This window comes from Frankia sp. CeD, assembly GCF_000732115.1.
In the GTDB taxonomy this organism is placed as follows: Bacteria; Actinomycetota; Actinomycetes; order Frankiales; family Frankiaceae; genus Frankia; species Frankia casuarinae.
In genome coordinates, this window is record NZ_JPGU01000068.1 from 1 (window position 1) to 10,982 (window position 10,982).

A 10,982-nucleotide genomic window follows, 5' to 3' on the forward strand; every position below is an offset into this window, starting at 1 on the left:
GGCCCGTGGCTATCTCAATCGTCCCGCGTTGACCGGGGAGCGGTTCGTGGCCTGCCCGTTCGGGGGGTCGGGGGAGCGCATGTACCGCACGGGTGACCTGGCCCGGTGGACCGGCGATGGTGGGCTGGTGTTCGCCGGGCGGGCGGATGCGCAGGTGAAGATCCGTGGTTTCCGGATCGAGCCCGGCGAGATCGAGGCCGTGCTGTCCGGGCATCCCGCCGTCGACCAGGTCGCCGTCGTGATGCGTGAGGACCAGCCCGGCCACCNNCNCCTCGTGGCCTATCTCGCCGGGACCGCCGGGACCGCCGGAACCGCCGGGGACGGCTCGGACCTCCGGGACTTCGCGGCCGGGCTGTTGCCGGACTACATGGTTCCTTCCGCGGTAGTGCTGCTGGACGCGTTGCCGTTGACGGTCAACGGCAAGCTGGACCGGGACGCGCTGCCGGCNCCCGACTTCGCGGGCCTGGCCGGTGGCCGGGAGCCCCGGACGCCCGTCGAGGAGGCGCTGTGCGCGCTGTTCGCCGAGCTGCTGCACCTGGAGTACGTCGGGGCCGACGACAGCTTCTTCGACCTCGGCGGCGACTCGATCATGTCGATGCAGCTGGTGGCCCGGGCCCGCCGTGCGGGCATGGTGATCACGCCCAGGCAGGTGTTCGAGGACAAGACGCCCGCCCGCCTCGCGCTGGTGGCGGAGAGCAGGCCCGCCGGACCGGCGGTCGACGACCTGGCCGTCGGNGAGGNCCCGTTGATCCCGGTGATGCGTTGGGTGGCCGAGCGGACCGGGCTGCGCCGGTTCTCCCAGTCGGTGCTGACGATCGTGCCGGCTGGGCTGGGCGAGGGCCGGTTGGTCACGGCGGTCCAGGCTCTGGTGGACCGGCACGACGCGCTGCGGGCGCGGCTGGTGTGCCCCGGCCCGGACGTCGCCTCGTGGCGGCTGGACATTCCGCCGCCTGGTCTGGACGCCTCCTCGTCGGTGCACCGGGTGGACGCCGCCGGTCTGACCGGGCCCGAGCTGACCTCGCTGGTGGCCGCGGTGGGCCGGTCGGCGGCGCGGCGGCTCGATCCGGAGGCCGGGGTGATGCTGCAGGTGGTGTGGCTGGATCGGGGGCCGGATGCCCCCGGCCGGGTGCTGCTGGTGGCGCACCACCTGGTGGTCGACGGGGTGTCGTGGCGGGTGCTGCTGCCGGACCTGGCGGCGGCCTGTACGGGGGCTTCGCTGGAGCCGGTGGGCACCTCGTTCCGCCGGTGGGCGGGGCTGCTGGCCGGCTCGGCGGACGACCCGGCGCGGGTGGCGGAACTGCCTGGGTGGCAGCGGTTGCTGGCCGATCCCGAGCCGCCGCTGGGCGGGCGTCCCCTGGACCCCGCTCGCGACACGGTGTCGAGCGTACGGCGGGTGTCGGTCCCGGTGCCGCGTGACGTGACGGCGGCGCTGCTGACAACCGTACCCGCGGTGTTCCACGCCGGGATCGACGACGTGCTGCTGACAGGTCTGTCGCTGGCGGTGACCGAATGGCGCGGGGTGCCAGGCCCGGTGCTGGTGGATGTGGAGGGGCACGGGCGCGAGCCGCTGGCCGATGACGTGGATCTGTCGCGTACGGTCGGCTGGTTCACCAGCGTGCATCCCGTCCGGCTGGACCCGGGTCGGGTGGACTTCGCCGAGGTACGGGCGGGTGGCGATGCCGCGGGCGTGGTGATCAAGCGGGTGAAGGAGCAGGTGCGGGCGGTGCCGGGCGATGGCCTGGGCTTCGGCGTGCTGCGCTATCTCAACGTGGTCACGGGACCGGCGCTGGCCGCGCCACCGGTGCCGCAGATCGGGTTCNACTACCTGGGCCGGTTCACCACCTCGGCCAGGCAGGAGGAGTGGCAGCCGGTGGCGCTGGGCGGGGACATGCCCGAGCGGATGCCCGTCGCGCACGCGCTGGAGGCGGACGGGATCGTCGAAGACGGGCCCGACGGGCCCGAGCTCACCGTGTCGCTGTCGTGGCCTGCCGGTCTTCTCGAGCCGGACGCGGTGCGGGAGCTGACCGACGGGTGGGTGGCGATGCTGACCGGGCTGGCCGCTCAGGCGGGCCGCCCGGGGGCCGGCGGGCACAGCCCGTCCGACTTTCCGCTGCTCAGCCTGGCCCAGCAGCAGCTTGAGGAGCTGGAAGCGGAAATCGCGATGGAGGACTAGCCGATGCCGGTGGCTCGGATCAACGGGATCAACCTGAGCTTCGATGACTACGGCGTGGGAGCGCCGGTCCTCCTGGTCACCGGGACGGGAGCCCCCGGGCGCGTCTGGCGGACCCACCAGGTGCCGGCGCTGCGAGCCGCGGGCTACCGCGTCATCACGATGGACAACCGGGGCATTCCGCCCTCCGACGCCGGGCCTGAGGGGTTCACGCTGGCCGACATGGTGGCCGACACCGCCGCCCTCATCGAGCATCTGGGCGTCGAGGGCTGCCGGGTTGTGGGCTTCTCACTCGGCGCCATGATCGTGCAGGAGCTGCTCGTCGCCCGGCCCCGGTTGGTCGGGCAGGCCGTGCTGATGGCGACCCGCGGCAGGTCCGACGCGCTGGCCACCGCCATGTCCCTAGCCGAAATAGAGCTGTACGACAGCGGTGTCACGGTACCTGCGCGTTATGCGGCTTTCATGCATGCGCTGCAGAGCCTCTCGCCGCGTACGCTCAACGACGAACGGCAGATCAGGGACTGGCTCGACGTCTTCGAGGTCTCCGCGGTGACCCTCTCGGCGGCCCGCGGCCAACTGGGCCTGGAACTCATCCCCGACCGCCGGCCGGGCTTCGCGCATATCCAGTGCCCCTGTCTGGTGATCGGCTTCCAGGACGACCTGATAGTCCGTCCACCGCTGTGCCGCGAAGTCGCCGAGGCCATCCCGGGAGCCACCTACGAAGAAATTCCGGGCTGCGGCCACTACGGCTACCTGGAACGCCCCACCGAAGTGAACTCGGCCATTCTGGGCTTCTTTGCTCGGCAAACGACCGGCGCAGTGCCCGGTCAGGTCATCGTCACGTAGTGCCGCGGTAATCAACACGGCTGACCCGTTCCGTCATCGAGCCCCGGCCGCCGGTGATGGAGGTGCGTGGGAGCCTTGGCGTTCATTCGACCTCGGCCAGGGCGTGGGCCGGCCGCAGCCGGGTCGTGCGCCAGGCCGCGAGCGTGCCGGCGATCAGGGCCGCGGCGATGGCGATCAGGGCCGCCGCCGCGAGGGTGCTTGGCTCGGTGTGTGCGTTCAGGTGCACGGCGAGGTTGTGCGCGCCCGTGCCGGTGCCGACGGTGGCGGTCAGGGTCGGTGCGACCGCGTTGACAAGACCGATGCCGGCGTAGCCGACCGCGACTCCGAGCGCCGCGCCGGCGAGGCCGACCGTGCCGGACTCGGCCATGATCTGCGTGATGACGCGCCAGCTGGTCCAGCCGATCGCTTTCAGGGTTCCGAGTTCGCGCGTCCGCCGGGTTACGGAGGCGAGGGTGAACAGGCTGGCGGCGGCGACGGTGGCCAACAGCACGCCCACGGTGAGCCAGGTGCCGAGATCGTGCATGAGGGTGGTGGCGCTGGCGAGAGAGCCGTTGACCGCCTCGGCGAGGNCGCGTGAGCTGCTGAGGGTGGCCGAGGGCAGGAGCGCGGCGAGCTCGGTTTCGACCGCGCCGACGTCGGCCGCGGTGCTCGCCGAGACGTAGATCGTACTCACCTTCCCCGCCAGCGGCTTCGAGTGCTGGCCGGCGGGCAGCCGCTGGGCGGCAGCGAGCGGGAGGTAGATGCTGGCCGCGCCGGTGGCCGTGGGTTGGGAGACGATCCCGACGACGGCGAACCGGGTCCCGGCAACGGTGATCGTCGATCCGACGCCAAGGTGGTGGGCGGCGGCGTACTGGGTGTCGATGACCGCGACGTCGCCGCGGCTGTCGGCCCGGGACAGGGGACGGCCCGAGCGGAGCGTGGCGGACGCGGCTGGCCCGAGGCCCAGGCGCGTGACGTCGATCCCGTCGATCCTCGTGCTGGTCGGGATGCCGCCCGAGCCGGTCGGCGGGAGGGTGATCTCGCTCAGGACCAACGAGTCCGCGACGCCGGCGACGTGCGCCAGCCCGGCGATGGCCCGCACCGTCGACGAATCCAGCACCGCCCCGCCGGCCACCGACAGGCCCGTGCTGCTCGCGCCGTCCGCGCTGCCGCTGCCGTCCGCGCTGCCGCTGCCGGTCGCGCCGGCGCGACGGTCGGCCGATGGTGTGGCGGTGACGGNGNGGNCGGTGCCGATCCCGTTCAGCGTGTGTAGCACCGCGGTCTGCGCGTCGTCGACCGCGGCGGCGGTAGCCGTCGTGGCGAGGACGAGCCCGACGCCGACGGCGAGCCCCGTGGCGACGAGCATCGCCTGACGCGACCGGTGCCGCAGTTCACGTCGAAGATAGGTCAGGACGAACATGAGGGCTCCGATCGTGCGTTCGCCGACCGGCGGCGTGCGTTTGACATGCCGGTCACCCGATCCGCGTACCGGTGATGTCCAGCTTGCCGTCGTGCATGACGGCAACACGTTCGGCGAGGGCCGCGACGGCGCTGTCGTGGGTGACGAGCACGAGCGTGAGCTGGTTGGCGGTCCAGATCTGTTCGAGCAGCGTGAGGATCTCGTCGCGGGTGTCGACGTCGAGGTTGCCGGTGGGCTCGTCGGCGAGCAGCACGCTGGGTTCCTTGACCAGGGCCCGGGCGATCCCCACGCGTTGTTGCTGGCCGCCGGACAGCTCGGAGGGCAGGTGTCCGGCTCGATCGGCCAGGCCCACGGCCGCCAGCGCTGCCGCCGCGCGTTCCCGGCGCTGGACGGCGGGGGTGCGCAGCGGAACGAGGGCGGCTTCGACGTTCTCGATCGCGGACAGGGTGGGGATGAGGTTGAACATCTGGAACACGAAGCCGACCCGGGCGGCACGGATCTCGGTGAGCTGTTTCTCGGACATCGTGGCCAGGTCCTGACCGTCGAGGTTGACGGTGCCGGTGCTGGGCCGGTCCATGCCGCCCAACAGCTGCAGCAGGGTGCTCTTGCCGCTGCCGGTGCGGCCCTGGATGGCGAGCCATTCGCCGTCGGCGATGGACAGGTTCAGGTCCCGCACCGCGGTGACGGTGCTGCCACGGGCGCGGAAGGTCTTGGAAACGCCGGTAAGGGTATACATCGGGTTCTCGATTCGATCTCGGGAAAGCTCGGTTCGACCTCGGGAAGGGCGGTAAGCGGGTGCGGGTGGCCGGGGCTGGTGTGCTGGTGTGCTGGTGGGCTGGTCAGGCGACGCGGACGAGGGCGTGGGCCGGGCGCAGCCGGGCGACGCGCCAGCTGCCGAGCGCGCCGGCGAGGACCGCGCCGACGATCGCGAGCACGACCGCGAGCAGGATCGTCGCGGCCCCGACGGTGGCGTGCAGGTGGACGCTGAGGGTGTGCACCCCGCCGGGCAGCGTCATCGTCTCGAGGCTGCCGTTCTTGATCAGCGCGCCCTGGGGTGGTGTCGAGCCGGGGTTCAGGGCGACGGCCGCGGTCAGCGTGGGGGCGATCGCGTCGATGACGGCGGCGCCGGCGAACCCGAGCCCGATTCCGACCGCGGCTCCGGCCAGGCCGGTCACGAGCGATTCGGCCATGATCTGGGCGATGATGCGCCGGGTATGCCACCCGAGTGCCTTGAGCGTGCCGAACTCGCGAACCCGCCGCCGCACCGCGGCGGTGGTCAGCAGGGCGGCCAGCGCGAATGCGGCGAGGAGCATCGCCACGGCCAGCCAGCGGCCGAGGTCGCGCGCGAGGTCGGCGGCGCTGGCCAGCGACCCGCTGACCCTGCTGGCCAGGTCCGACGAGCTGGTGACGGTGGCACTCGGGAGCAGCTTGGCGATCTTGTCGTGCACGGTGGGGATGTCGGCCGCGCCGGCGGCGGCCACGTAGATCGCGGTAAGCTTCCCGGCCAGGTCGGGCCGGGCGGAGGAGGCGAGTGCCCGGGCGCGGCCGAGCGGGATGAAGACGTCCTCCGGGTCGCTGGCGGCTGGTTGGCTGATGATGCCGATCACGGTGAAGCGGGTCTTGGCGATCACGATCGTCGAGCCCACCCCAAGGTTGTGCGCGGCCGCGTAACGCGCGTCGATCACGGCGCGGTCGGCGTCGGCGTCCGCGGTGGTGAAGGACCGGCCCGAGGTGAGCGTGCCGGAGGCGTACGGGCCGAGCTTGAGGTGCGCGACATCGACCCCGTCGATGCTGGTCGAGGTGAGGCTGGGTAGCCCGCCGGTGGACGGCGTCGGGCCGACGACCGTCTCACCCACGCTCAGGCCGCCCGCGACCTCGGCCACGCCGGACATCTTCGAGATCGGGGCCAGGGCTGAGGAATCCAGCAGCCCGAGGCCGGGCGGCAGCCGGAAGAACTCCTTGCCCGCGTCTCCGGACGTGACCAGGCCCTGATTCGAACCCGAACCGCTCGAACCCGAGCCGCTGGTGGCCGCCGTCGTCACCGAGATGTCGGTGCCCACCCCGTATAGCGAGTGGAGCACCGTGGTCTGCGCCCGGCTCACGCCCGTCGACGCCGCGGTCAGCGTGACCACCGCAGCGACCCCCACCGCCAGACCGACCGCGACGATCACTGTCTGCCGGGCCCGTCCCCGCAGGCCGCGCAGCAGGTAGGTCACGAAGAACCTGCTCGAGGATGTCGCCGGTGCGTGGGCCGGCCTGTGGGTGCCGAGCGCGGTCATGNCCCGTTTCCGGACAGCGGGGGCAGGCTCGCCGACGAATGCCCGGACGGCGTGAACGGGGTACCCAGATCTGGCCGCGATCCACCACCCGGGGCCTGCTGTTGTTGCTGCTGCTGAACCTGACCCGGGTCGGGCGAGCTGGTAGCCGGCGAGCTGGTAGCCGGCGAGCTGGTAGCCGGCGAGCTGGTAGCCGACCCGGGATCGGGCGACGTCTTCGAGCCCTGGCACGCGGCGGCGCCGAGCAGGCACAGGGCAACCGCCGCGGCGCCGACCGTCCTGCGCGCCGCCGAAGACCGCCTGGTCGCTGCGGGCGTCGCTGCGGGCGTCGCGGGGTACCGGTCCGCGGCTCTGGTCTGTGGTGTGGTCTGCGGCATGGCCTGTGGTGTGGCCTGTGGTGTGTTGTTCATCTCGCTCACGTCCTCGTCAGGTGCGGGATCGGCGCTCGGTCCGATTCTCGGCTGCGTCCGGTTACTGGGACGTTGATATGACGGGGGCGGCAACACGGGGTCAACGTCAGCTGTTACCGCCCTGTTACCCGCGCGGGTGGGATCCTGGGAGGGCGGAAGGTCGCACCGAAGCCGGTTCCCGTTCGCATGCGCCAACAGGCGACGGTGGTTTCAGCGCACGGTGGTTTCAGCGCACGGTGGTTCCAGTGCGGGATCTGCGAGAGGTGGCAGCCAAGCGTGAGTGACCTGGCCGAGCGGGCGAGGACGGCTGCCGCGGCGTCCGGTACNCCCGCCGAGCCGCCCGAGCCGGCTCGGCGGGCGGTGTCAGCCGCCGCTGCCGCCCCGCGTTCCAGCGGGCTGGTCGCCCGCCTCCGTCGGTGGCCGTGGGCGAGGCTGCTCCCGCGCACGGTCCGATTGCGCCTGACGCTGCTCTACGGCAGCTTGTTCGTCCTGTCCGGCGCCGCGCTGCTGGCGATCACGTATCTTCTGGTGCTGCACGTCACCGCCACCATCCAGATCNNNNCCNCCCCGACCGGCATGCCGGAAACCCAGGGCGGCCCACTCAACGGGCAACCGGCCCCGCCACGGGCCTCGTCGGCGGTCGCCTCGCAGGTCCACCACAGCTACCTGCACCAGTTGCTCGTCGAGTCCGGGATCGCACTGGCGATCATGGCGGTTGTGTCGATCTGGCTCGGCTGGCTGGTGGCGGGNCGGGTGCTGCGCCCGTTGCGCACGATGACCGCGACCACCCTGCGGATCTCCCAGGAGAACCTGCACGAGCGCCTGGACCTACCCGGCCCGCAGGATGAACTCACCGACCTTGGTGACACCATAGACGGGCTGCTGGCCCGCCTGGAGACCGCGTTCGAGGCGCAGCGACGCTTCGTCGCCAATGCCTCCCACGAGCTGCGCACCCCGCTCACGATGATGCGGACCTCGCTCGATGTCGCCGAGGGCAAACCCCAGCCCGTGCCGCGGGAGGTCACCGTGCTCGCCGGCAAGCTTCGCGAGGGACTCGACCAGGCCGACCGGCTGATCGAGAATTTCCTCACCCTGGCGCGGGCCCATCAGGGGGCACCCGGCAATGATGCCGCCGTCTCGCTCACCGGCCTCGTCGTCGCCGCGCTGGCAGCCCGCGAACCTCACGCCGCCGAGCTGGGCGTGCACATCCACCGTCAGCTCGCGGCCGTCGAGATCATCGGAAACCCGACGCTGCTGCGGCGCCTGGTCGACAACCTCCTCGACAACGCCCTGCGCTACAACCATCCCGGCGGCTTCGTCCACGTCCAGGTCCAGGTCCGCTGCCACCCCGCCACCGGCGGCACGGATGACGCCAGGATTGCCCACCTGACGATCGAGAACGCCGGGCCGCCGCTCGACGACGCCGACGTCCAGCAGCTCGGGCAGCCGTTTCGCCGCCTGGCCGCCGACCGCACGACCGCCGGCAGCGTCGGGCTCGGGCTGTCGATCGTCGCCGCGATCGCCGCGGCCCATGACGGCGCTCTGCACCTGAGCGCCCGACCCGAGGGCGGTCTGCGGGCCGTCATCACCATGCCGCTCGTCGGCCGCGCTCCGGTGTCGGGGGTGCCGAGGGTGCCGAGGGTGCCGGGGGGTCGCGGTGAGGCCGGGGTCGCGGTGAGGCCCGGGGGGTCGCGGTGAGAGTGCTCGTCGTCGAGGACGTGCACCGCCTCGCCGACGACATCGCCGAAGGCCTCCGTGACCACGGCATGGCTGTCGACGTCAGCTACGACGGTCTCGACGCCGCCGCCAAACTCGATGTCAACCGCTACGACGTCGTGCTGCTCGACCGTGACCTCCCCGGCCTGAACGGTGACATGTTGTGCCGGATGATCATAGATTCCGAGGACCCGGCCATGGTTCTGATGCTCACCGCGGCCGACACCAGCGCCGATCGTGTCACCGGGCTGAGCCTCGGCGCGGACGACTACCTCCCCAAACCCTTCCACTTTCCCGAACTCGTCCTACGGGTGCGGGCACTGGCCCGGCGTCGGCCCACCGCGCAGCCACGCGTCCTCAAAGCCGGCGGTGTCGAACTCGACCCACTGCGCCACACCGCCATCCGTGACGGGCGGCGACTCGATCTCTCCGCCAAGGAATTCGCCGTACTGGAGGCACTGTTGCGCGCGATGCCGGCCCCGCTGAGTGCCGAGCGGCTGCTCGAACAGGTCTGGGACGAGTACGCGGACCCCTTCACCAAGACCGTCTCGGTCACCATTGGACGGCTGCGTCGCAAACTCGGCGACCCGCCCGTCATCGAGACGCTCGCGGGGGTCGGCTACCGGATCATCCCGGCCGACTGACCCGGCGGGGCCTGCTGCGGGCCGGCCATCGGGGGCTTGCGGCGGCGTCGGGCGGCGAGGCCGGCGAGAGTCGGACGGGATCCCACAGGCAGGCCCTTCTACGCGGCAGGCTGGAGCGGCTGACGGAGAGTGCTGTACCACAGTGGCTCTGTGCTCTTGATTAGATACCGTGCGCTATCCATCGCGTGGTCCTCGGTCTTCACCGGACGTTCCTCGCCGCGCTCCGAAGCGTCATCGTCCCAGGCATACGAGCCGACCTCTTCCCGCCAGCCCTTCACGGACCGGTGCACGCGAAGCCGGTCGTTGCCCATCAGCGACGCCACCATGCGGATACCGTCGAGAACCGCGTTGTCTGCGTTCATCACGCCGCTGACACCGTCTCGGTAGAGCTGGGTCACGAACGACGCGGCCGAGGGGTCGACGCAGATGTACTCCGGTCGCACACCCCGAAGGCTCGTACCCGGGATCGGTACCTGCGCGTGGAACTCCTGCAACGCCATCGAGTACTCGGCGTCGGTCTTCTGTCTGCGCGCGAGCTTCGACTCGTACCGGTATTCGGCCACCAGGTGAAGGCGGCGGTCCACCCCGATGCCGCCGACGATGGCGTTGAACGGATTAACTTGGCCGTGGTCCACGCCCGTGCCTACCCAGCGCACGATACTGGGGATTTCGTCTTCGACCATGCGGTCCTCGTCCCACATGTCGTACACGACACCCTCAGCCATGATCCAGCGCCCCTCGACGAACCTGGCATACCAGAGGCCGACGTACTCCTTCTTCAGCGCCTCGACGTAGGCCGGCGAAAGGCTGGGGTTATCCATGAGCGTAAAATGGAAGTGCGCGAGCCCGGCGCCAAGCTCACCGGCACGTAGCAGGAATTTTTTTTCTGAGCCAATGCGCCGGACTATCGGGATTAGTCGAACCGATCAGACGACTGTAGGGCAGGCTCAGACGCGCGAGGGTCTGCTGGAACATGGGTTCCGGCGAGAGCGTGATCTCGTCGTAGAGGACGGTCTTCGCGGTGAGTCCACGGATGCGACCCTCGCTCCTTGAGTCCGAGGCCCCTACGATGTGCACCGTCTGCCCGAGGATGGTGGCGACAGTGGAGCGTACGTAGTCGGAAGTCCCGTTGAGTTGATCGACGTTGGCGGTGGCTGNGGGGNCTGGGTGTGNCCTGATGGTCTCCGTGGGTGANGGTTCGCTGGTCGGGATGGTTTGCTGNGGTGCGTGGCGGTTGTCGAGTCGGGNGTTTGCGGCGTTGCTGGTGGTGAGGCGCTGGCGGATGTGTTGGTGGAGAACGGCCGTCTGCGAGTCGAGCTCGCGGAGCTGGGGACGGAGCATGCCCGGCTGCTCGCGCGGGAGACCGCGGCCGCGGCCGAGCTTGAGGCGTTGCGGGCGGAACTGGCGACGTTGCGTCGGATGCTGTTCGGCCGGTCGTCGGAGCGCGCGTCGGGCGGGCCGCCGGCCTGCGCCGGCGCAGGGGACAGCGGTGATGGTCGGGACGGGGCGGCTGGTGAGGGG

General features: G+C 71.2%; 8 protein-coding genes and 1 pseudogene. 5 read left to right on the forward strand and 4 right to left on the reverse strand.

Annotated elements, in window-relative coordinates; all coding sequences use genetic code 11:
• On the forward strand, positions 1-2,173 hold a 2,173-nt coding region (locus tag CED_RS20160; RefSeq protein ID WP_035913323.1), incomplete at its 5' end, for a condensation domain-containing protein.
• Positions 2,174-2,176: 3 nt separating this feature from the next.
• Complete coding sequence (locus CED_RS20165; RefSeq protein ID WP_011436861.1) at positions 2,177-3,016, forward strand: alpha/beta fold hydrolase; 840 nt, start codon at positions 2,177-2,179, stop codon at positions 3,014-3,016.
• 82 nt (positions 3,017-3,098) lie between these two features.
• Here CED_RS20165 and CED_RS20170 read toward each other — a convergent pair whose 3' ends face one another.
• The 3 genes from CED_RS20170 to CED_RS20180 form a co-directional block, all read right to left on the reverse strand.
• Entirely contained in the window at positions 3,099-4,415 is a 1,317-nt protein-coding gene (locus CED_RS20170; RefSeq protein WP_035913325.1) for an ABC transporter permease, read from the reverse strand.
• 52 nt (positions 4,416-4,467) lie between these two features.
• Positions 4,468-5,151 (reverse strand): ABC transporter ATP-binding protein, encoded by a 684-nt coding sequence (locus CED_RS20175; RefSeq protein WP_011436859.1) that lies wholly within the window; start codon positions 5,149-5,151, stop codon positions 4,468-4,470.
• Between the two features lie 103 nt (positions 5,152-5,254).
• Complete coding sequence (locus CED_RS20180; RefSeq protein WP_152569812.1) at positions 5,255-6,922, reverse strand: ABC transporter permease; 1,668 nt, start codon at positions 6,920-6,922, stop codon at positions 5,255-5,257.
• A gap of 455 nt (positions 6,923-7,377) precedes the next feature.
• On the opposite strand from CED_RS20180, the gene CED_RS20185 reads away from it, so the two are divergent.
• Together CED_RS20185 and CED_RS20190 are read left to right on the forward strand one after the other, a co-directional pair.
• On the forward strand, positions 7,378-8,799 hold the full coding sequence (locus CED_RS20185; RefSeq protein ID WP_051868964.1) for a HAMP domain-containing sensor histidine kinase: 1,422 nt from the start codon (positions 7,378-7,380) through the stop codon (positions 8,797-8,799).
• Complete coding sequence (locus tag CED_RS20190) at positions 8,796-9,461, forward strand: response regulator transcription factor (protein ID WP_011436856.1); 666 nt, start codon at positions 8,796-8,798, stop codon at positions 9,459-9,461. Before CED_RS20185 ends, CED_RS20190 begins: the two co-directional genes overlap by 4 nt.
• Before the next feature lie 98 nt (positions 9,462-9,559).
• On the opposite strand, the gene CED_RS20195 is transcribed toward CED_RS20190, so the two are convergent.
• Positions 9,560-10,282 (reverse strand): phage-related terminase large subunit, encoded by a 723-nt coding sequence (locus CED_RS20195; protein ID WP_011436855.1) that lies wholly within the window; start codon positions 10,280-10,282, stop codon positions 9,560-9,562.
• 406 nt (positions 10,283-10,688) lie between these two features.
• Between CED_RS20195 and CED_RS20200 the strand changes: the two are divergent.
• Positions 10,689-10,982 (forward strand): annotated as a pseudogene (locus tag CED_RS20200) (IS66 family transposase); the annotation flags it as partial.

Excerpts from the sequence above, each read along its gene's own strand:
- CED_RS20165 (WP_011436861.1), top strand. The coding sequence starts at position 2,177 with ATGCCGGTGGCTCGGATCAACGGGATCAACCTGAGCTTCGATGACTAC.
- CED_RS20175 (WP_011436859.1), bottom strand. The coding sequence starts at position 5,151 with ATGTATACCCTTACCGGCGTTTCCAAGACCTTCCGCGCCCGTGGCAGC.
- CED_RS20195 (WP_011436855.1), bottom strand. The coding sequence starts at position 10,282 with ATGGATAACCCCAGCCTTTCGCCGGCCTACGTCGAGGCGCTGAAGAAG.